General features: G+C 70.9%; 20 protein-coding genes and 1 pseudogene. 8 read left to right on the forward strand and 13 right to left on the reverse strand.

Going from position 1 to position 20958, the window contains the following annotated elements; translation table 11 throughout:
* Nucleotides 1-28 precede the first annotated feature (28 nt).
* On the forward strand, nucleotides 29-547 hold the full coding sequence (locus tag B9S64_RS00065; RefSeq protein WP_258037826.1) for a hypothetical protein: 519 nt from the start codon (nucleotides 29-31) through the stop codon (nucleotides 545-547).
* A gap of 342 nt (nucleotides 548-889) precedes the next feature.
* Here B9S64_RS00065 and B9S64_RS00070 read toward each other — a convergent pair whose 3' ends face one another.
* The 8 genes from B9S64_RS00070 to B9S64_RS00105 all read right to left on the reverse strand — a co-directional run bounded on the left by B9S64_RS00070 (nucleotide 890) and on the right by B9S64_RS00105 (nucleotide 9344).
* Nucleotides 890-1543: a response regulator transcription factor gene (locus tag B9S64_RS00070; protein WP_103490909.1), complete on the reverse strand. Its 654-nt coding sequence runs from the start codon at nucleotides 1541-1543 to the stop codon at nucleotides 890-892.
* Nucleotides 1544-1641: 98 nt separating this feature from the next.
* The gene (locus tag B9S64_RS00075) at nucleotides 1642-3315 is read right to left on the reverse strand and encodes a histidine kinase (protein WP_103490948.1); all 1674 of its coding nucleotides are present in this window, start codon (nucleotides 3313-3315) and stop codon (nucleotides 1642-1644) included.
* A gap of 266 nt (nucleotides 3316-3581) precedes the next feature.
* Nucleotides 3582-4088: a nuclear transport factor 2 family protein gene (locus tag B9S64_RS00080; protein WP_103490947.1), complete on the reverse strand. Its 507-nt coding sequence runs from the start codon at nucleotides 4086-4088 to the stop codon at nucleotides 3582-3584.
* Nucleotides 4085-5551, reverse strand: coding sequence for an FAD-dependent oxidoreductase (locus B9S64_RS00085; RefSeq protein WP_103490946.1), 1467 nt, complete (start codon nucleotides 5549-5551; stop codon nucleotides 4085-4087). The genes B9S64_RS00080 and B9S64_RS00085 overlap by 4 nt, the downstream gene beginning before the upstream one ends.
* Nucleotides 5544-6380 carry an SDR family NAD(P)-dependent oxidoreductase gene (locus B9S64_RS00090; RefSeq protein ID WP_109491925.1) on the reverse strand — a complete coding sequence of 279 codons (837 nt, stop codon included), beginning with the start codon at nucleotides 6378-6380 and terminating at the stop codon, nucleotides 5544-5546. The genes B9S64_RS00085 and B9S64_RS00090 overlap by 8 nt, the downstream gene beginning before the upstream one ends.
* Nucleotides 6381-6475: 95 nt before the next feature.
* Complete coding sequence (locus tag B9S64_RS00095; RefSeq protein ID WP_103490945.1) at nucleotides 6476-7291, reverse strand: SDR family NAD(P)-dependent oxidoreductase; 816 nt, start codon at nucleotides 7289-7291, stop codon at nucleotides 6476-6478.
* Nucleotides 7288-8631 (reverse strand): MFS transporter, encoded by a 1344-nt coding sequence (locus B9S64_RS00100; protein WP_103490944.1) that lies wholly within the window; start codon nucleotides 8629-8631, stop codon nucleotides 7288-7290. Before B9S64_RS00100 ends, B9S64_RS00095 begins: the two co-directional genes overlap by 4 nt.
* A 257-nt stretch (nucleotides 8632-8888) precedes the next feature.
* Entirely contained in the window at nucleotides 8889-9344 is a 456-nt protein-coding gene (locus B9S64_RS00105; protein ID WP_103490943.1) for a nuclear transport factor 2 family protein, read from the reverse strand.
* Nucleotides 9345-9548: 204 nt separating this feature from the next.
* Here B9S64_RS00105 and B9S64_RS00110 point away from each other — a divergent pair, with 204 nt between their 5' ends.
* The gene (locus B9S64_RS00110; protein WP_103490942.1) at nucleotides 9549-10211 is read left to right on the forward strand and encodes an IclR family transcriptional regulator; all 663 of its coding nucleotides are present in this window, start codon (nucleotides 9549-9551) and stop codon (nucleotides 10209-10211) included.
* A gap of 153 nt (nucleotides 10212-10364) precedes the next feature.
* Here the strand turns inward: B9S64_RS00110 and B9S64_RS00115 are convergent, their stop codons facing one another.
* A complete protein-coding gene (locus B9S64_RS00115) occupies nucleotides 10365-11036 on the reverse strand; it encodes an IclR family transcriptional regulator (protein WP_103490941.1) in 672 nt (223 codons plus the stop codon).
* Between the two features lie 457 nt (nucleotides 11037-11493).
* On the opposite strand from B9S64_RS00115, the gene B9S64_RS00120 reads away from it, so the two are divergent.
* The 5 genes and pseudogenes from B9S64_RS00120 to B9S64_RS00140 all read left to right on the forward strand — a co-directional run bounded on the left by B9S64_RS00120 (nucleotide 11494) and on the right by B9S64_RS00140 (nucleotide 16159).
* The gene (locus tag B9S64_RS00120; RefSeq protein WP_103490940.1) at nucleotides 11494-12696 is read left to right on the forward strand and encodes a homogentisate 1,2-dioxygenase; all 1203 of its coding nucleotides are present in this window, start codon (nucleotides 11494-11496) and stop codon (nucleotides 12694-12696) included.
* Nucleotides 12693-13577 carry a hypothetical protein gene (locus B9S64_RS00125; RefSeq protein ID WP_103490939.1) on the forward strand — a complete coding sequence of 295 codons (885 nt, stop codon included), beginning with the start codon at nucleotides 12693-12695 and terminating at the stop codon, nucleotides 13575-13577. The genes B9S64_RS00120 and B9S64_RS00125 overlap by 4 nt, the downstream gene beginning before the upstream one ends.
* Nucleotides 13574-14779 carry a fumarylacetoacetase gene (fahA, locus tag B9S64_RS00130; protein WP_103490938.1) on the forward strand — a complete coding sequence of 402 codons (1206 nt, stop codon included), beginning with the start codon at nucleotides 13574-13576 and terminating at the stop codon, nucleotides 14777-14779. Before B9S64_RS00125 ends, fahA begins: the two co-directional genes overlap by 4 nt.
* Nucleotides 14779-15530: pseudogene (locus tag B9S64_RS00135) on the forward strand (CoA transferase subunit A). Before fahA ends, B9S64_RS00135 begins: the two are co-directional and overlap by 1 nt.
* Nucleotides 15527-16159 (forward strand): CoA transferase subunit B, encoded by a 633-nt coding sequence (locus B9S64_RS00140; protein WP_103490936.1) that lies wholly within the window; start codon nucleotides 15527-15529, stop codon nucleotides 16157-16159. The pseudogene B9S64_RS00135 and the gene B9S64_RS00140 overlap by 4 nt, the downstream one beginning before the upstream one ends.
* Before the next feature lie 131 nt (nucleotides 16160-16290).
* Here the strand turns inward: B9S64_RS00140 and B9S64_RS00145 are convergent, their stop codons facing one another.
* From B9S64_RS00145 to B9S64_RS00160, 4 genes are all read right to left on the reverse strand, one after another.
* Nucleotides 16291-16671, reverse strand: a complete 381-nt coding sequence (locus tag B9S64_RS00145) for an AQJ64_40280 family protein (RefSeq protein ID WP_103490935.1) — start codon at nucleotides 16669-16671, stop codon at nucleotides 16291-16293.
* A 214-nt stretch (nucleotides 16672-16885) separates the two neighbouring features.
* Nucleotides 16886-17773 carry a universal stress protein gene (locus B9S64_RS00150; protein ID WP_103490934.1) on the reverse strand — a complete coding sequence of 296 codons (888 nt, stop codon included), beginning with the start codon at nucleotides 17771-17773 and terminating at the stop codon, nucleotides 16886-16888.
* Nucleotides 17774-17927: 154 nt separating this feature from the next.
* A complete protein-coding gene (locus tag B9S64_RS00155; protein WP_103490933.1) occupies nucleotides 17928-18617 on the reverse strand; it encodes a pyridoxamine 5'-phosphate oxidase family protein in 690 nt (229 codons plus the stop codon).
* A 483-nt stretch (nucleotides 18618-19100) separates the two neighbouring features.
* On the reverse strand, nucleotides 19101-19883 hold the full coding sequence (locus tag B9S64_RS00160; RefSeq protein WP_103490932.1) for a helix-turn-helix domain-containing protein: 783 nt from the start codon (nucleotides 19881-19883) through the stop codon (nucleotides 19101-19103).
* An 84-nt stretch (nucleotides 19884-19967) separates the two neighbouring features.
* Here B9S64_RS00160 and B9S64_RS00165 point away from each other — a divergent pair, with 84 nt between their 5' ends.
* The gene (locus tag B9S64_RS00165) at nucleotides 19968-20771 is read left to right on the forward strand and encodes a sulfite exporter TauE/SafE family protein (protein WP_103490931.1); all 804 of its coding nucleotides are present in this window, start codon (nucleotides 19968-19970) and stop codon (nucleotides 20769-20771) included.
* Nucleotides 20772-20958 lie beyond the last annotated feature (187 nt).

Consider the following 20958-nt stretch of genomic DNA (forward strand, 5'->3'; position numbering starts at 1 on the left):
AGCGCGACTCCACCTGTTCGCCCCACCGATGGAGAAGACCGAGATGAATCGCGACGCCGCTCTCCACCAGATCAGCCACATAGCCTTCGAGAGGGCGTTCGGCCGGCACGTCGGATCCGACCGTCTCATCCAGGCAGGGTTGGACGCGCTGATGGCCGGGGTCGAGAGCCCTTCGCTCGCCCTGCTGGCCGGCCTCTTGCGCAGCGAAGAACCAAAAGCCCCGGACCTCTTCAACCAGGTGCTGGAGGAACTCGGGCTCCAGCCGCCGGCTGACCCGCGGGCCGCGAAGTGGGCGATGGCCTACTGGATCGCCCGCCGGATCGTGAACGGATCGCTCGATCCCGCCGCCGGCTCCCATCTGATCTGGGCCGATGTCGCCTATGACCTCGGCTATCCCGACGACCTGCTGCCACTCGTCGGATGCGCAAGCAATCTGGAGGACTGGGACGAGAACTGGGGTGTCTCCATCGAGACACTGAAGAAAGAAGCGTATGAGGCAGCTGAACACCTCCTGAGCAAGCAGCCGTCAGGCGAGCGCACGACCTGACGGAACCCGTCCCGCCGTCCGGCCTGACGGCTCCCGGCCACACAGCGAGCACGCCCGCTCCTGCCGACGGCCCACCGGCTCGGGATGGCGGCGGCCCGTCGACGAGAAGCCCTCCGTGGTCCACGACCCCACCGTGCCGCTCGCCCCGATCGCCCCGGACCCGGCACTCAACGCCTTCCGCCGTCTGCGGGCCAAGGAGGCCGGCGCCACCAGACCGGCTGCCGGGTCCACGGCCGCCGATCCACGGTGCCCACACCATTCACGGCCGCCACGGAGCGTACGTCGCCCCGGTCACCGCCCCGTGCGGCACCGCCCCCGCCCCGTGCGACGCGACTCCGGCGGTCAGGCCCCCAGCCCCGCGTCCCGCGCCAACAACGCGGCCTGCACCCTGTTCTCGCATTCCAGCTTGGCGAGGATCCGGCTCACGTACGTCTTGACCGTGGCCTCGCTCATGTGGATACGCCGGCCGGCGTCCGCGTTCGACAGACCCTCACCCAGCAGGGCCAGCACTTCGCGCTCCCGGTCCGTCAGCTTCTCCAGTCGGCGGCGGGCCCGCTCCCCGCGCTGGGCCATGCCGCCGGACGCCAGGGAGTCCACGACGTGCCGGGTGGCGCCGGGTGACAGGTATGCCTCACCGGCCGCTGCCGCCCGTACCGCGCGCAGAAGTTCCGCGGGTGCCGAGTCCTTCAGGACGAAGCCCGCACTGCCACCGCTCAGGGCACGCAGCACGTTCTGCCGTTCACCGAACGTGGTCAGGATCAGCACCTGTACGCGGGGCGCCACCCGCCCGAGCTCGGCCAGGGCGGTCAGTCCGTCCATGACCGGCATCTGGATGTCGAGCAGCGCGACGTCGATGTGCCGGGTCCGGACGAGCTCGACGGCCTCACGGCCGTTCCCCGCCTCGGCGACCACCTCGATGTCCTTGGCCGAGGAGAGAATCATCCGGATACCCGCCCGGATCAGCGGCTCGTCATCCGTCACCAGAACCCTGATCACGACTCTCCTGAACAGACCACGCAGCGCGTTCCACCTCTGAGCACCGGACCATCATCCCCGATCGGGCCGGCCGCCTCGACGCCGGGCACCGTCCGTCCTCAGCTCTTGACCTCGAAGGACTTCTTCTCCACCAGGTCGCCGTCCTTGAAGCAGAACCGGAACACCGGTTCCGTGTCCCAGCTGCTTCCGAACTCCGTGGAGAGCAGGGTGAGGCACCGGGCCCCCTCCGGTACGGGTGGGGCGCCCTTCTCCACGCCGCTGGTCAAGAAGGACTCCCCGGCGGGAAGTTGCCGCCGGACCTCCGCCTCGGACTGGCCGACCGTCACCGCGTCGTACTGCTTCGGTTCGATCATGGCCTCGTCGGCCTCGCGGAAGAGGAAGACACCGCCGACGATCAGCGCAACCACCAGCAGTACGGCGATCAGGGCCGCCACTCCGCAGCCGATGGCTATCCCGCTGCCCCTCTTGTTCCTGCTCATTGCCCTGGCCAGCTCCTTCGGAAGACCGTTCCCGTCGATGACAGGGTCAATCTCGCCGAAAGAGCCCGCGGAATTCTGTGCCCGGAAGTCGTCCGGGACAGCGACGAACGTCGCATGGGCGCGGGCCGGCGAGGTGTACGGCAGGACGCCCGCCAGACGGAATCCGCCGTCGGCCGTGCGGCCCGCGTGCACCATGCCGCCGACGAGCCGGGCCCGCTCCTCCAGCCCGGTCAGCCCCTGGCCGCCGTTGGCCACACTGCCGGGCACCGGTTCCGCCCCCGGGCGGTTGGTGACCTCGACGACCACGGAGTCCTCCTCGTACCGCAGACCGACGGTGATCAAAGCACCCGGCGCGTGCTTGTGGGCGTTGGTCAGCCCCTCCTGGACCACCCGGTACGCGGCGTGGTCCGCGGCCGGGGCGAGCGGGCGCACCTCACCCGAACGCCGCAGCTCCACCGCCGTACCCGCCCTCCGGCAGGTCTCCACCAGACTGTCGATACCCGCCACCCCGCGTGACGGCATGCCAGGGTCCTCACCGCCCGTCTCCGGGTCCGGGCCCGCCCCGTCGGGACCGGGCGCCTCGGTACCGTCCCGCAACAGGCCCACCACGTCACGCAGTTCGTGCATCGCGGCCACCGACGCCTGACGCAGCACCCCGACAGCCTCCCGCTGCCGTCCCGACAGCCCCTGGTCGACCTCCAGTGCGCCCGTGTGGACCGCGATCAGCGCGAGCTGGTGGCCGAGACTGTCATGCATGTCCTGCGCGATACGCTGACGCTCACGGATCCGGGCATGCCCCGCCACCATCACGCGTTCGCGGACAAGCTGGGCGTGGTACTCGTCCAGGGTGTCGGCCAGCGTCCGCCGCTGCGACCAATAACGTCCGGCGAGACCGGGCACGATCAGCGAGACCAGCAGCCACAACCCGCTGAAGACCAGGAGCGACGGCGAGAGCAGCGCCCCCTCCCACACCACGGACAGCCCCAGTGCCAGACCGTAGGCGAGGGCGAAAACACCGGCCGCCCTGCCGAGGCCCCCGATCCGCCGGCCGGCCGACCACGCGGCGATCAGTACCAGCGGGCCCGCACCCGGCAGCACGACAGAACCGGCCACGGTCACCAGCAGCACGCTCGCGGGCAGCACCCGGCGCAACGGCGACAGCAGCCCCACCCCCAGCGCGACACCGACGGTCTCCGCCGCACCCCTGTCACCCAGCAGCCCGAAACCGACCACCACCAGCATCAACAGCAAGGACAGCGCCGATTCCCCCACGATCCGCCCCGCAGGCCACATACCCGGGGCGGACAAGGCCCGCCACAACACGGCCGGCCGGAACACCCGGCGCGGCCCCACCCCCACCGACGGCCCCACCGACGGCTGCGGCTGCGGCGGGTGAGCGGATGCTGCGGGGGTCATGGATTCCACACGAGTCACACGCCCACGCTAGACCCCGCCGGCCGGCCGCCGCAGTGACCCTTCGTCGCTACGGCCCACGACGAAAGTCGACCACCAACCCGCGCGGCCGGCCCCGACGACAGCACGCCCCCACCACACACCACCTACGCGGGACTCCGGTGCCCCCAGCCGTACACGGGATCGGTCCCGTCACGCCGCGACGCGACCCAGCCAGGAGCCAGCCCGTCAACCATCCGGACCACGCGCGACTCATCGAACACCACGACCCGGTCAGCGATACCCCAGGCACCGTCACGCCGCTCGAACCGGTCGACGTACCGGCAGCGGATGACCGCCAGGTCCTGCTCCCCACCGGGCTCGATGGCTGTCTGCCGCAGGAAACACAGACAGTACGACTCGACGTCGGCACCGTCCTCCCCCGTGAACTCCACCAGCACGTTGGAAATGAAGTGCTGGGAGGAATCAATGGTGCGGTGCCGGGCACGGATGTCCTCGACAAGCCCCGCCGCGTCACCCGTGTACCCGCCATGGACATCGACCGCATCGTCGAAGTAACACGCCGCGACAGCGTCGTAATCCAGCCGGTCCACCGCCCGGGCATACCGGAACAGGACATCCTGGATCTCGAAACGGTCATCAGCACGGCTCATACGGGGGCCTCCTCGGTCCACGACGACGACGCGGCCGCACGAGCAGCCGCCTCACGGCCAGCAACCCGGCCGAGTACCAGCGCGTGGGCGACGGAGTTGCCGCCACCGACATAACGTTCGCCGAGGATCCCACCGGCGGCCTCACCCGCCGCATACAGCCCCGGCAGAGCCCGGCCGTCGGTACCCAGGACCCGGGTCCGGGAATCCACCTCAAGGCCGGTATGAGTACAGACCAGCTCAGCGGGAAGCATCCGCACCGCGAAGAACGGCCCCTTCGCGATCGGGGCGAGGTGCGGATCGACACCCTTCGCCGCAAGCGACTCGTGCCGCAGGAAGTCCTCGTCCATGCCGTCGCCGAACAAGACGTTGAAGCGGCTGACGCTCGCGGTCAAGTGATCCGGGGGCACACCCATCAGGCCCGCGAGCCCTTCGAGAGTCTCGGCACGCAGAACGGTGCCCTTGGCGACCTCCTCCAGAACCCGGTCCGCATCCCAGTCGGCGTAACCAGGCGCCAGCGACGAGCGGGCATCGTCATCGAACACCGACCACACCCAGCCCCCATGATCCTTCAGAATGCCCGGACTCACCGCGTACGGGGCGTCCTCGTCCATGCAACGCCGACCGTCCAGACCCACATGAATACGCGAAGCGGGCGGGAATCCGCTCTGCCAGTGGTGATACCGCTGGAACTCAGCGGTCACCAACAGCAACCCCCAACCCTGACCGAACAGCGCGAGACCATGCCGCTCAGCAATACCGACATGGTCGCCCCGTGAGCCGGGCGCCGCCACCACGAACAACGCGTCCCCGGCGATCCCGGCGTCGGGAAGGAACCGGCGGACCAGGTCGGCGTCGGCCGCGAGACCGCCACTGGCGATGACGACGGCCGGCGCGGTCGCCTCCTCACCGTCCAGGACGACACCACGGACGGCACCGTCCCGTACCACCAGATCCTCCACCCGGCTACCAAGAGCCAGATCCACACCGAGCCGTGCCCGGGCCTTGTCGAGCACCTGCACCAGTCCGTAGCCCTGGTCCTTGGGGACATGGCCCCGCCAGACGTCCTCCACACCAGCCCGAGTCAGTCCCGGCTCGTGCGCGCTGCGCGACACCCGGGCAGGTATCTCGACCCCCAGGCCGAGCAGCCACTCGACAGTGCCGCTGGACTCCTCACAGAACATCCGAACAGGACCAGGCCGCACCCGCCAGCCGTTCAGGTCCATGTAGTGCTGGAACATACGCAGCGGCGAGTCATCAACGCCGAGACTGTCCTGGACACTGGTAGCCGAAGCCGTCAGCAGCCCGGCGGAAAGCTGAGTAGACCCGCCGATCTCGTCCTCGGACTCCAGCAACAACACACGTGCGCCCGCCTCGGCAGCCGAAACCGAAGCCGCCAGACCCGCCCCACCAGCCCCCACCACGATCACGTCGTAGTCGTACACGGCCTCCCGCAACTCAGACATGCTGCGAACCGCCGTCCACCGGGATGCTGATGCCGGTGATGTACCGGGCGCTGTCCGAGAGGAGGAAGTACAGGGCGGCGAAGACCTCCATGGGCGCGCCGATCCGGCGCAGCGGGACCGTGGTGAGCGCCCGGTCCATTGCTGCCCGGTCCTCACGGATCCAGCGCGTCATCTCGGTGTCGATGTAGCCCGGAGCGATGGAATTGACACGAATGTTGTCAGGGCCGAGCTCGACAGCCATACAGGTCGTGAGGTGCCGCACAGCGGCCTTCGAGGAGTTGTACGAGGCACGGGTCGGCCGTGCACGAACAGCGGCGACCGAGGACATGTTGACGATCGCGCCGCCCCCGACGGTACGGAAGTGGCGGGCGGCCGCCTGCCCGCCGTAGACGACGCCGTTGACGTTGACGCCGTAGGTGAGTGCGAGCTGCTGGGGTGTGATGTCGGTGAACCCGGCCTGGGGGAAGACGCCGGCGTTGTTGACCCACAGGTCGAGCCGGCCGAACTCGCGCAGGGCGGTGGCGACCAGCTCGTCGCCGGCGGCCGGGTCGGTGACGTCGGCGCCGACGCCGACCACGCGGCCCGCGCCGCTGGTCCCGGCGAGGCGGGCATTGATCTTCTCGGCGACGGAGGCCATCTCCTCCTGGTCGAGGTCGCCGCCGACGCCGTTGACGCCTCGGCGTGCCAGCTCTTCGAGGAAGAGGGCGCCCATGCCCCGGCCGGCGCCGGTCACGACGACGGTACGGCCGACCAGTTCGGGGTTGATCGCGGGGAGGACGTCGTAGTTGACACGGCCGGGGTTGTCGTCGGGTGCCTGGGTGGTGGTCATGAGAGTTCCTTCAGTGGGGGTGTGGGTGGTTGCGGACCGGCGCCGACGCGCGTGGGGCGTCGGCGCGCGGCCTCAGGCCGGCCTCGGTGGGCGGTTCACGGTTTGTCGGCCAGTCCCGCGAGGATGCGGTGGTAGAGCCCGCCGGACGTCAGTCCGCCGTCGACGACGACTTCCTCGCCCGTGATGTACGTGGCGTCGTCGGACAGCAGGAACGCGACCACGCCCGCGATCTCCTGGGGTGTCGCGAGCCTGCCCGCCGGGACCGACCTGAGGCTCTCGTCCACGAAAGTGGTGTCGGGGGCCTGGTGGAGCAGGGGGGTGGAGGTGAGGCCCGGGTGCAGGGAGTTCACGCGGATACCGTGCGCGGCGAGTTCGAGCGCACCGACTTTCGACAGCCCGCGGACGCCCCATTTACTGGTGCCGTACGTGGCCGAGAAGTAGCCGACCATCCCGGCGATGGAGGAGACGTTCACGACCGCGGCGCCGCCGTCCTCGGCCCCTCGCGCGAGAGCGGGGGTGAGCGTCTTGAGGCCGTAGAAGACGCTGGAGAGGTTGATGTCCATGACGCGCTGCCACTGTTCGACGGTGGTGTCGGCGATGCCCGCGCGCAGGCTGACGCCGGCGTTGTTGACCAGGCCGTGGAGCGGCCCGGCGGCGTCCACCGCGTCGGCCAGCGCACTCCAGGAGCCGGCGTCGGCGACGTCCAGGTGGACGGCCTGCCCCGAACCGCCGGCCGCCGCGAGTTCGGGGACGAGCGCCTCGGCGGCGGCCACGTCGATGTCGGCGGCCCAGATGTGCGCCCCCTCGGAGGCCAGCGCCAGGCAGTCGGCCCGGCCCAGGCCCCCGGCGGCGCCGGTGACCACGACCGCGGAGCCTTCGAACCTGCGTCGGCCGGTCGGTGTGCGGTTCACAGCTGCAGCTCCGTTCCGCGGGTCTCCTTGAGGAAGAAGGTGGCGACGAAGGTCATGAGCGCGGTGGCGATGAGGTAGCCCGCCGGTGCCAGGTTGTTGTCGGTGGTGCTGATCAGGAGCGTGGCGATGAAGGGGGCTGTGCCTCCCAGCGCCATGTTGGTGACGTTGTTGCTCATCGCGATGCCGCTGTAGCGGTAGCGCGCCCGGAAGATCTCGGCGTAGGCGGCGAAGGAGACGCCGTTGACCAGGCCGATGAAGAAGGTCAGCGAGCACTGGGCGAGGACGGCGGCCACGGGGCTGCCGTCGCGCATCACCATGAAGGCCGGGAGGGAGATGAGGGCGGTGACGCCGCTTCCGAAGAAGAACACGGGCCGGCGGCCGACGCGGTCGCCGACGTATCCGGCGATGGGCAGGCTGATCACCGCGGCGACCATGGCGATGCACGTGGAGGTGAACGCGAAGTCGGCCGAGCGTCCCCCTTCCGTCTGGAGGTAGCTGGCGGCGTACACGCCGGCCACGTAGTAGCCGCCGACGATCAGCGCCCCGAGGAAGATGACCAGCACGATCTGGCGCCACGCGTGGGTGAAGACGTCGGCGATGGGGTACTTCGCCACCTCGACCGAGTCGCTCTCCTGGACGGCCTCGAACTGCTCGGTCTCCGGCAGCTGGCGGCGGATGTAGAGGCCGATCAGGCCGATCACCGCGCTGAGGAGGAAGGGGATGCGCCAGGCCCAGTCGTGCAGGGTGTCCTCGCTGACGGCCGAGGTCAGCAGCAGTGCGACCAGTGAGGCGACCAGCGAGCCGAGGTAGGTGCCGGTGTTGACGAACGAGGTGTGGAACGCGCGCCGGTGTGCCGGGGCGTGTTCGGAGACGAAGGCGTTAGCGCCGCCGAGTTCGCCGCCGGCCGCGAAGCCCTGGAGGCAGCGGCACAGCACCAGGAGGCAGGTCGCCCAGATGCCGAGCGTGGCGTACGAGGGGATCAGCCCGATGCCGGTGGTGGCGACGGCCATCAGCAGGATGGTCCAGGTGAGCGCCTTCTTGCGGCCGTACTTGTCGCCCATGTGGCCGAAGAGGATGCCTCCGGGCGCCCGGAGGAAGAACGCGACCGCGAACGCGGCGAAGGTGGAGAGCAGTGCCGAGTTCGGGTCGCTCTCGACGAAGAAGTGCGCCGCGAGAAGGGTGGCCATGTAGCCGTAGATGCCGAAGTCGTAGTACTCGACGACGGTCCCGAGGATCGCCGCCCGGATGACTTTCAGTGTGTCGGCGGGGTTCGCGCCGTCCTTGGACGACGCCTCCCCCGATCGGTTCGTCGGCGTCGGGTCGGCTGTCAGTTCTGCCATGGATCGGTCCTTAGAACGCGCGAAAGCTTGAGTGGAGCACTGAAGGTCATGGGCGACCGTCGAAACGCGGTCGCTGTCACATGTCTCAGGCAGTGCGGGGCGGGACGGCTGCCGGTGCCCTCAGCCAGAGGTGGTGCCGGCCGTCGCCCGTGCCCGCGCCCTTCGCCGGCGCTCCGGGGCGCTCGGGCTGGAAGGGGTCGCCCCGGCCGGATGTCGCCGTGGACGGGTCGTGATGTGTGCGGGCACGGGCCGGGGTGTCAGGCCTGGGGGCCGGCAGGGGTGCCGTCGCGGCGTACGACGCGGGCGGCGATCCGCCAGCCGCTGCCGTCGTGGACGAGCCGGTCGGTGAGTGTGGTGAACCGCTCGGTGTGCGGTGTACCGCCGGCGGGTGTCGCGACGATCTGTAGATATGCCTCCACCCGCACAGTTCCAGCTCCGTCGTCGCCGGTCAAGGCCACGTTGCTGACCACGTGCCGGCGCACCACGCCGTCGGCGGCGCAGCCGGCGGCGAACCGTTCCGCGAACGCGGTCAGCGCGGCGGTGCCGGTCACCGGGGCGGGATAGGTGGGTGAGGTGAAGCTGCCGTCCGCGGTGAAGGTCGCTGCCCATTCCGCGGCGCGGCCACCGTCGATGAGGTGGCTCTGGAGGTGGTACAGCTGGTGGATTTCGGCCATCCGGGCACTGGCGGCAGGCGCGGGCGCGTTGGGGTTCATACGGAGATCCGTTCGGCTCGTGTCCTACTCCGGCAGTCGTCCGAGCCGCTGAAGAGGAGAGCTTGCGACACACCGAGATCGTGTGCGATATTCGCACCACCTGTGCGAATACAGGGAGCATAGGTAGCTGGCTGAAACCCGTCAAGGGATGAATTCGTGACTTCACCTTCGCCGACCAGGTCGGCACCCGAACTCGATGCGGGCATGTCCAAGACGCTCCACCACGGACTGCTGCTGCTCAGAGTTCTCTCGGAGCAGCCGCAGGGCTTGACCGTCATCGAACTGGCGGAGGCCATCTCGGTGCACCGCACCGTGGCGCACCGTCTGGTGCGGACCCTGGAGGCGCACCAGCTGTGCCGCCGCGACCACCAGCGCCGGATCGTCCTGGGTACGGGCCTGGTGTCGCTGGCCGAACCCGTACAGCAGGACCTGCGCGCGCTGGCCCGTCCGGTCCTGGACGAGCTGGCGGAGAGCACCCGGGCCACCGCACATCTGCTGGTCCGGGAGGACGACACCCTGATGCGCGCGCTCATGGTGGTGGAACCGCGCGGGGCCCTGGTCCACGTGTCCTTCCGGCCCGGTCAGACCCATTCCATCGAGCAGGGTTCCGGGGGCGTCGCCGTACTCGCCCACGGCCCGTACCGGGAGGGTGAGCGCGCGGAGGTCACCGAGGCCCGCGCCAAGGGGTACGCGGTCACCACGGGTGAGGTCATCCCGGCCGTGACCGGCGTGTCCGCCGCCGTCCCGTCGGGCAACGGGACGACGTCGGCCAGCATCGGCGTCTCGGTCTTCGAGTACACCGACCTCGACCAGCTCGGCACCCTGGTCTCCCGTGCCGCGAGGAGCCTGGGCGACATGCTCGACTGAGGGTCCTGGCCGGGCGCGACGGTGGGTGCCGTCCCGCTCGGCTCACGGGGCATCGCCCCGGCGCCCTGGGTCACCTGAAAGGCGCCGCTCTCCCACACCGCGAACCCCAGGCCCGGGGCGCGGCGTGGGAGAGCGGCGCGAGTGAGGCGGGGTTCAGGCGCGGCTGAGCCGGGCGAGCCGGGCGGCCGCCTCCCTCACCAGCTCGCCGAGACGATCGACGTCGACCTCCCCCATGGCGACCGTGCCGACGGACGCGCCGAGCAGGTGCGGCACCTCGAAGCCCGCGGCCACCCCGACGGCTCCGTGCTGAAGCTCCCCGGCGGTGACGCTGTACCCGGCGTCCCGCGCCTGTCCGACGGCTTCGGAGTCGTTCTCCCCCGGCGGCTGGAGCGCCAGGATGGCGATGCCGTTGGCCCCCTTGTCCAGCGGATGGCCTGCCCCGATGCGGTAGCTGACCTGGAAGATCGTCTGCCGGGCGGGTTCCGCGGACAGCACGGGGACGCATGCGTCGTCCCCCTGGGCCAGGGAGAGGAACGCGGCCACCCCGGCGGCGTCGGCGAGTTCCTGGAGGACCGGTCCGGCCGCGCGGATCAGCTGGGGCTGGAAGCGGCTCGCGAAGACGACGGCGCCGGCCCCGAGCCTGATCCTCTTTCCCACTCCCCGGGTCACCAGCGCGTGCTGTTCGAGCGTGTCGACGATGCGGTACGCGGTCGCCCGGTCGGTGCCGAGCCGTGTCGCGATCTCGGCGACCGTGAGTCCCTCGGGGGCGAGGGAGACGAGGTCCAGGGCACGCAGGCCACGGTCCAGACTCTGCAAGGTGGCCACGTGGGCTTCCTCCTGTGTTCGCTCCGCGGGTCGTAGCGCGCCGCGGCTCCGGGCACGGAGTGCGGGCACTGGAAGGTTAGTCATCCCCACCGCCCGGCCTGCCGACGGCTCCCCCGTGTTCGTCGGCGCCCCGGCCGCGCGTACACGGCTTCCCACCTCGGCGGATCAGCGGCACAGCGGCACAGCGGCTCTTGACCGCACCCGGGACGCGAACTATGTTGCATCCAGGTTGCGGACACCGCACAGAAATGTGCGCCAGGCGCACACTTGGTCCGAAGGGGTGGCGACACCACCAGGACGACGTCGCCGAGGCACGTCCTCAGGCCGCGAAGCCCGCGCGCACCGCCCGGCGCGGCTCGCGGCCCTTCCCTGCGCCGGCATCTGCCCGGCTCCGCCGACGTCCACCGCTCCGGGTGTCCACGGCCGCAGGGCGAACCGCCGACAGGAGATGACAGGCATGCCGTACTACCGCACAGCGGGAAGCGTCCCGCCCAAGCGCCACACTCAGCACCGCGCTCCCGACGGGTCGCTGTACTTCGAGGAGCTGATGGGAGAGGAGGGCTTCTCCTCCGACTCCTCGCTGCTCTACCACGTGAACATCCCGTCCGCGATCACGGCGTACCGGAGCTGGGAGCTGCCGGACCAGTCGCTCGTCCCGAACCATCCGCTGACGCCGCGCCACCTCTCCACGCACGACCTGTTCGGCGAGGGTGCTTCGGGGGCCGACGCGGTGACCGGCCGGAGGCTGCTGCTGGGCAACGGGGACGTCCGGCTCTCCTATGTCGTCGCCGACACGGCCAGCCCGTACTACCGCAACGCGATCGGTGACGAGTGCCTCTACGTCGAGGCCGGGACGGCCCGGGTCGAGACCGTCTTCGGGGATCTGCCGGTGAGTGACGGCGACTACGTCGTCATCCCCCGCGCGACGACATACCGGATCGTCCCGGACGGCCCGGTCCGGCTGTACGCCGTCGAGGCCAACTCCCACATCTCCCCCGCCAGGCGCTACCTCTCCCGTTACGGGCAGTTCCTGGAGCACGCCCCGTTCTGCGAGAGGGACCTCCGCGGCCCCGAGGACCTGAGGGTCGTGGCGGAGCGGGACGTCGAGGTGTACATCAAGCACCGCGGCAACGGCCCGGGAGGGATCGCGGGCACGGTGCACACGCTGCCGCACCATCCCTTCGACGTCGTCGGCTGGGACGGCTGCCTGTACCCGTACGTCTTCAGCATCCACGACTTCGAGCCCCTCACGGGCCGGGTCCACCAGCCGCCGCCGGCCCACCAGGTGTTCGAGGGCGACAACTTCGTCATCTGCAACTTCGTGCCGCGCAAGGTCGATTACCACCCCCTTGCCATCCCGGTGCCGTACTACCACTCGAACGTGGACTCGGACGAGGTGATGTTCTACTGCGGCGGTGACTACGAGGCACGCAAGGGTTCCGGGATCGGGCAGGGCTCGATCAGTCTGCACCCCGGCGGCCACCCGCACGGGCCGCAGCCCGGCGCCTACGAGCGTGCCATCGGAGCGGAGTCCTTCGACGAGCTCGCGGTCATGGTGGACACCTTCCGGCCGCTGGAGCTCGGTGAGGCGGCCCGCGCCTGCGACGACGGCGTCTACGCCTACTCCTGGGCCAAGGGCGGGAAGGGGGCCGGGAAGTGACGAGCGTTCCTCCCGGCGCCAAAACGGTCCCGCCGGAGCTGTTCGCCTCGTTCTGCGACGACGCCGCGGTGTTTCCGCCCGGTGAGATGCCGCTGGCCGAGGCGGTGCCCGCGCACCTGCGGCACGTCACCGCCGCCCACGCGCCCCTCGTGGGACCACTCGTGGTCCCGCGGGCACGGCTGGCCGAGCTGGCGGAGCTGACGACGGGCTACGAAGCGGGGTCCGTGGAGCTCGCGGTCACGGTGCCCTCACCCAAGGACGCGGCGAAGGCACTCGCGTCGGCCGGCGCGCTGCGGGCGGCCCGGCCGCTCTTCCTCGAGGTCGCCGTCCCCGACGGCATGCCCGCGGCGGAGATCGTGCCCCGGCTGTCCACCGCCCTGTCGAACGCGGACCGCGCCCCGGTGACCGTGTATGTGGAGGTGCCGCGCGACGGGCGCCGGGCCGAGCTGATCGCCTCGCTGGCGGACTCCCCGTACCTGGCGAAGTTCCGCACGGGCGGGGTGCGGGCCGAGCTGTATCCCGACGAGCGGGAACTCGCGCGCGCCGTGCGCCTCGCGGTACGCGCCAAGGTCCCGTTCAAGGCGACGGCGGGGCTGCACCACGCGGTGCGCAACACCGATCCGCGGACCCTTTTCGAGCAGCACGGCCACCTCAACCTGCTGGCGGCCACCGGCGCGGCGCTCGACGGTGCCGACGAAGGGGAGATCGTCGCGGTCCTGGCCGAGCGCGACGCCGCCACGGTCGCCGAGCTCGTCGGCGCCCTGTCCCCGGACGTCCGGAAGGCCTTCCGCTCTTTCGGCACCTGTTCCCTCACCGGGCCGGTCGGAGAGCTCGCGGCTCTCGGCCTGCTCGGCCCGGACCTGACCAAGGACCTCCTGTGACCGCATCCACCACCGTCCGCCTCGACGTGCCCCGAGACGACCTGTTCGGTCTCCACAACCTGCCCTACGGGGTGTACTCGCTGCCCGGCCGCGCCCCCCGCGTCGGCACCCGCTACGGCGAGCACGTCGTCGACCTCGCGACGCTCCTGGGCGACGACGTGTTCGCGGGCCCGTCGCTCAATCCGTTCATGGCCCAGGGATACGACCGCTGGGTCCAGGTGCGGTCCGCCGTCGCCGCCGCGCTGAACGAGGACGTCCCCCGGGAAGCGGTGCACCCCGTCGCCGACGTGACCCTCCACCTGCCGTTCGAGGTGGCCGACTACGTCGACTTCTACGCCTCGGAGCACCACGCCGCCAACCTCGGACGGCTGTTCCGCCCGGACAACCCCGAGCCGCTCATGCCGAACTGGAAGCACCTCCCGGTCGGCTACCACGGCCGGGCCGCCTCCGTCGTCGTCTCCGGGACCGACGTCATCCGCCCCGCCGGACAGCGCAAGGGCCCCAACGACCCCGCACCGGTCTTCGGACCGTCGGTACGCCTCGACATCGAGGCCGAACTCGGCTTCGTGGTGGGCACCGGCAGCGCGCTCGGGGAGCCCGTCGCGGCCGGGCGGGCGGAGAAGCACCTCTTCGGCGTCGTCCTCTTCAACGACTGGTCCGCCCGGGACATCCAGGCGTGGGAGTACGTGCCGCTCGGGCCCAACCTGGGGAAGTCGTTCGCCTCGACCGTCTCCCCCTGGGTCGTACCGCTGCTGGCCCTGGAGGAGGCCCGGGTGCGCACCCCCGTCCAGGAACCGGAGGTCCTCCCCTACCTCGCGCTCGACGAGCCCTGGGGCCTGGACATCGACCTGGAGGTCGAGTGGAACGGCCAGGTGGTCTCCCGGCCGCCGTACGCCGCCATGTACTGGTCGCCCGCGCAGATGCTGGCCCATCTCACGGTCAACGGAGCCCCCACCCGCACCGGCGACCTGTTCGCCTCCGGCACCGTTTCCGGGCCGGCCAAGGAGCAGCGCGGTGCCTTCATCGAGCTGACCTGGGGCGGGGCGGAGCCGGTGACGGTCGCCGGGCGGCAGCGGACGTTCCTGGAGGACGGTGACGAGGTGGTGCTGCGCGCCACCGCCCCCGGAGCGGGCGGCACCCGCATCGGCTTCGGTGAGGCGCGTGGGCGCGTCGTCGCCGCGCGACACGGCCGGGAGGTCTGATGGACAAGGTGGTTTCCTCCGCCGCCGAGGCGGTCGAGGACATCGGCTCCGGAGCGACGCTGGCGGTGGGCGGCTTCGGGCTGTGCGGCATTCCCGCCGTGCTGATCGACGCTGTTCTCCGGTCGGGCGCCGACCGGCTCCAGGTCGTCTCCAACAACGCCGGTGTCGACGACTGGGGACTCGGTCTCCTGCTCGCGGCGGGCCGTGTCCGCCGCATCGTCGCCTCCTACGTGGGAGAGAACAAGGAGTTCGCCCGGCAGTATCTCGCCGGTGAACTGGAGGTCGAGCTCACGCCCCAGGGAACGCTGGCCGAACGGCTGCGGGCCGGTGGCTCCGGCATTCCCGCGTTCTTCACCGCCACGGGTGTCGGCACGCAGGTGGCCGAAGGCGGCCTGCCCTGGAAGTACGACAGCGCGGGCGGCGTCGAGATCGCCTCACCGGCCAAGCAGACCCAGGAGTTCGACGGGCGCACCTACGTGCTGGAGCACGCCGTCGTGGCGGACGCCGCACTGGTACGGGCCGCGCGTGGCGACCGGCACGGCAACCTGGTCTTCGACAGGGCCGCCCGCAATTTCAACCCCTGGCCGCGATGGCGGGCCGGGTCTGCGTCGCGGAGGTCGAGGAACTGGTCGAGCCCGGCGAGATCGACCCCGACCAGGTGCACCTGCCCGGCGTCTACGTACACCGTGTCGTCGCGCTGTCGCCCGAACAGGCCGCCGACAAGCGGATCGAGAAGAGGACGGTGCGATGAGCTGGACCCGTGAGCAGATGGCAGCCCGTGCCGCGGCGGAACTGTCCGACGGGGACTACGTCAACCTCGGCATCGGTCTGCCGACGCTGGTGCCCAACCACATCCCGGCGGACGTGGAGCTGGTGCTCCAGTCCGAGAACGGCATTCTCGGTACCGGTCCCTACCCGGCCGAGGACGAGGTCGATCCCGACCTGATCAACGCGGGCAAGGAGACCGTCACCGTCCGCGCCGGGGCCTCGTTCTTCGACTCCGCGACCAGCTTCGGCATGATCCGGGGCGGCAAGATCGACGCCGCGATTCTGGGAGCCATGCAGGTGTCGGCGAAGGGGGACATCGCGAACTGGATGATCCCCGGAAAGATGGTCAAGGGGATGGGCGGGGCGATGGACCTGGTGCACGGTGCCAGGCGGGTCGTCGTCCTGATGGAGCACGTGGCCCGGGACGGGAGCTTCAAGATCGTCGAGGAGTGTTCCCTGCCCCTCACCGGACAGCGGGTCGTCGAGCGGATCATCACCGACCTGTGCGTCCTGGACGTCACTGCCGAGGGGCTGCGTCTGGTCGAACTGGCACCGGGCGTCTCCGTCGAGGACGTCCGGGCCAGGACTCAGCCGGAGATCAGCTGCGGGTAGCCGGAACCCGTGCGGCTGGGCGGGCGGGGCGGCAGAGCTGTTCCGCCGTCACCGCCTGTTGTGCCGGTCACCGCCTGTTCCTCCGTCACCGCCGGGCGGCGCCCACGTCCGCGGTGGTCCGGCGGCACGGGTCAGGCACCGGCGGGCGTGTCCCAGACGGCGCGCAGGGCCGGGCCCACGTCCTGTCCGGCGAGGAAGTGCGTCTCCGTGCCCGGCAGGGTGGGGAGTTGGGCCCAGTGCGTCACACTGTCGTCGCTGTCGGGGTCGTAGGGGAAGCGGACGACCTCGTCGGAGTCGACGAAGCAGTCATGGTGGGTGACTCCGTCCTCCGAGCGGTACCAGTCGGTGAAGTACATCGTCCTCACCAGCCAGAACTCTTCACGCGGCACATTTTCGCCGTCACCGTCGCGCGCCGGGTACCGTCCGGTGATCGCCACCGCGACCGGTACGCCGATCTCCGGCAGCCCCTCCCGGACGTCGACCCAGGTCACCTTGGCCCGTAGATCCGTCATCTCCGCCTCGTCCCCTTCTCCGCACGCCGACGCGCGAACGCCGACCGGGCTCGTACCGAACGCCGTCCGACAAGACCACCGGACACGCGCGGAGGTTGCCCGCGCCCGTGACGAGGCACGCGGAGGACCGCTGCGGACGCGCCCGTACGGCCGTGCGGTACGGCACGCGGTCTCCGCCTCCCGGTGCTTCCGCCCCCGCGCGTCACCCGGCCGGTCAGCGATGGGGAACGAGCACGACCGGACACGGCGCGTGGTGCAGGACGGCGTGCGTCACGCCGCCGAGCGGCGAGCCGATGGAGTGGGGGCGCCGCCGGGCTCCGATGACGATCATGTCCGCGCCCGAGCTCGCCGTCACCAGGGCCTCGGCCACGGAACCGACGCGGGCGACACGCTCGGTGATGGTCAGGCCGGGGAAGTCCTGGCGGACCTCCGCGACGAATCGCGCGGTCGCGGCGGCCTGGTCCGAAGCGATCCGGTCCAGGTCCGCTCCGGAGAACACGGTCGCCATGCTGCCGACGTTCTGGAGCAGAACCCATGCGCTCAGTACCTCCAGGCGCGCGTCTCGCCGCTCGGCCAGGCAGGCCGCCGCGCGCAACGGCGCTTCGTCACGCGAGTCCCTCGCCGCGACCATGACGACACCCGTCGGTTGCCGGTCGGCGCCGCCCGGTACGACGGTGACCGGGACGGGGGAGCACGCGGCCACCTTGAGCGAGTCCGAACCGACCAGCAGGGACGCGAACCCACCCCGTCCACGGGAGCCGACGACGATCATGGCTCCGGAACCGGCTTCATCCAACAGACATTCCGCCGTATTCCTTTCGCACACCTGTGTCGTCACCCGAAGTCCGGGAGCGAGTCCGCGTACGAGCGTGGCCGCTTCGTCCAGGACGTCCGCCGCCATACCGTCGATCTCCCGGACGTCCTTCGGCGAGAGGTAGACGGCTCCCCGTGTGGCCGTGGCGTAGACGATCCGCAGGCCCTGGCCCCTGGCGACCGCCTCTCCCACGGCCCACCGCACGGCACGCGCCGCGTGGTCCGAACCATCGGTGCCGACCACCACCGGCCCGTTCGTCATGGGGTCGGATCGATGTGTCTCCGCCATCCTTCTCCTCCTCGTCGTGAACAGCGGGCGGTCTTCGCCGCCCTCGGACAACGCTGGGCCCGCCCCGCTCCGCCGGCACACCGCGGTGCGTCGCGGAGGGCTGCGTGTACGTACCCTCTCGCGGGCCTCGGGGCGCACATCCGAGCTGAACGGGTCAACGGTCGTGGACCACGATGCGGCGCCCGGTCACCCTGCGGGGTGCCACGGCGATCCACCTGTCGCGTCGCCCACCGGCCCACGCCATCGAGGAGCCGCCCGCGGCTTCGAACCGCTCGACGGACGCGGGATCGGTGACCGAACGGGCCTCACCCACCACCAGGACACTCCAGCCCCGGCTGAACGCGTCGTCGATGTGGTCCACCTCGAAGGCGGTCTCATGACCGGCCGCCCGCGCGGGGCCGGAGTCCGGTGAGGTCCGGTAGGCGATCTCTCCGTCGAGGGTGAGGTAGTTGACCGGAAAGACGGCGGGCCCCGCGTCGTCGACCGTGACCACGCGCCCCACTCCGTGACTGCCGAGCAGCTTCCAGCACTCCTCCTCGCCGATCTCCACCAGATCGGGGTGGTAGGCCGCACGGCCCACACCGGGCGGCAGATCGACCGTGGCACCGGTGAGTTCGCCCACCGACGTTCCGAGCGCGTCGGCCAGGCGCAGCATGAAGCTCATCCCATGGACACCCGGGCGGGTCTCGACGTACTCGATGTATCCCGGCGCGGAATGGGTACGCAGCGCGAGTTCCTCCCTGGACAGCCCCAGGTACTCCCGCCGCGCCGCGACGCGCCTGCCGACGTCGCCGACCGCGTCGAGGCCGGTCCGGTCGGGATCTTGCTCTGGGCGATCGGTCATCCTTCACTCCTGCTTCCGGTGGTGGTGCGGGAGACGTCGTCCCGGAGGAACGCCGTCAGCCGTCCTCGGCGCTCGGGACCCGGCGGGGCCGCCCGGCGCGGCCGCCGGTGAGCACGGCTCCCGGCGGTTCGATCATCGTGCCGACCGGCAGGTGGCGCGCGTGACGTTCACGGGAGCACCTCGCTTCTCACCCGTTCCGCCTCCTCGCGCATGAGCGAGTTCCTCGGCGGCACCGCTGAACGGAACCATGATCCCGTCACGACGGCCCGGCACACGGGGCCGGGCTCGTCCATCCGGGTGACGGCTGCCGGCGGTTCCCGTTCGCGCTCCTCGTCCCGTGCGCCCCTCCCCCGGTGCGGAGCGGCTCTCCGGGATGTCCGGCGGCCGGTCCAGGACCTCGCCTCGTACGCCAACTCCGTGGTGCTCCGGCACTCCTGGAAGCCGGCCGGTCCCGGGCCGCTCGGCCGTCAGGATCCGTTGCGCCTACGACCCTCTGGGGGCCCGGTGGTGTGCGGCGAAGCGGGACGGGGGCCTGCCGAAGGTGCGGGTGAAGGCGGCGGTGAACGCGGCGGGCGAGCTGTAGCCGAGGCGGCTGCCGACCTCGCTGACCGATGCGGTGCGCAGGAGGGGCACCGCGGCGAGCAGACGGGCCCGGGCGCGCCAGACGGCTGGGCTGTCGCCTGTCTCGGAGCGGAAGCGCCGGCTGAAGGCGCGTTCGCTCATGCGGGTCTCCGTGGCCCAGTGGGCGTTGGTGACACCGGCGTCCGGGGCGGCCAGGTATCCGCGGCAGACCGCCGCCAGGCCGGCCGAGGTGGGGATCGCCACGTGGAACGGGAGTGGGGACTGCTCCGCGATCTCGTGCAGGAGGAGCGCGGTGATGTGTCCCTCACGTCCGGACAGGGCGTAGTCGGAGTCGAACTCCACTGCGGTCAGGAGCAGTTCGCGTAGCAGCGGCGGCACGTCCACCACCGTGCAGCTGTCGGGCCACCAGGGGACGGCTTCCGGCTCGATGTAGAGGCTTCGTGTGCTGACGCCCAGCATGCGGACGTGGTGGCGGGTGGCGGCCGGGATCAGTACGGCGCGCTCGGGCGGTACGGTCCAGCTGCCGTCGGCGGTGTCGACGACCATGACGCCGGTGGCACCGTAAAGGAATTGCGCGCGCCGGTGCTGGTGCCAGTCCAGTACGTGGCCGGGCGGGTAGTCGGTACCGATCGGCAGGACGGCTCGGTCCACGTGGTCGACCTCATCCAGGGACATGTTCTTCACCTGTCCACCCTACGGGCCGACTCGCGAAAGAAGTGTGCCGACCATCGCATGCGGGGATGGTGCGGGAACTGCTGAAGTGGATCCATGGACGTGGTGATACTGATCGGGGTCGGGCTCCTCACCGGGGTGACGACGGTGCTGTTCGGGTTCGGTGGCGGATTCGTCGCGGTCCCGGTCGTGGTGTGGGCGGACGCCGCGCTCGGACCGGACGCGATGAGGGTGGCGACGGCCACCTCGGCCCTGGTGATGGTGGTGAACGCGGGGTTCGCCACAGCCGTCACACCCGCTCGGGTACTGGCCGCGCTCCGTGGCAGCGGGATGCTGCTGTTCCTGCTGGCACTCGGGGGCTGGGCGGGTGCGGTCGCCACGCGTCTCGCTCCGGCCGGTCTGGCCCGTTGGGCGTTCATCGGATACGTCACGGTCACCATCGGTGACGTGCTGCTGCGGCCCGGCTTCCTGCGTCCCCGGGTCCTCCACGAGGCGGACCCGGCCACCGCGCGTTCGCTGCCGGCCGTGGTCGGGGCGCCGGTGGGCGCGATCGCGGCCTTCCTGGGTGTGGGAGGCAGCGTCATGACGGTCCCCGCGATGCGGCGGGCCGGACACACCATGCACACGGCCACCGCGCTCGCCAACCCGCTCACCCTCGCCATCGCGCTCCCGGCCACCGTGGTGGCCTTGAGCGGCACGGCGCTACCGGTGGCCGCGGACGTGCCCGTACGTCTGGTGGGCCTGATCGATCTCCGTGCCGCCTCGGCGCTGCTGCTGGGAGCTCTGCCGGTGATCGCGGTACTGCGGCGGCGCCCGCCACGGATCCCGGACCGTACGTACGCCTGGGCGTACGTCGGGCTGCTGGCCACGGTGAGCGTGGCGATGGTGTGCGCGTCCTAGATCACGGTACGCCTCCACCCGCCGGACAGTTGGTCCGCTCGACGCCTGGACAGCCAGGCCCTCCGGCCAGCCGGCGAGCCGGAGCCGGTCCACGACACGGCCGGCTCCGTTGTCGAGCAGGACGGCACCGGTCACCCCGAGGACCGGGCAGCTTCCGGTGACCGCCTCGTACGCCGCTCTCGGGTCG

This window comes from Streptomyces sp. SM18 (assembly GCF_002910775.2).
In the GTDB taxonomy this organism is placed as follows: Bacteria; Actinomycetota; Actinomycetes; order Streptomycetales; family Streptomycetaceae; genus Streptomyces; species Streptomyces halstedii.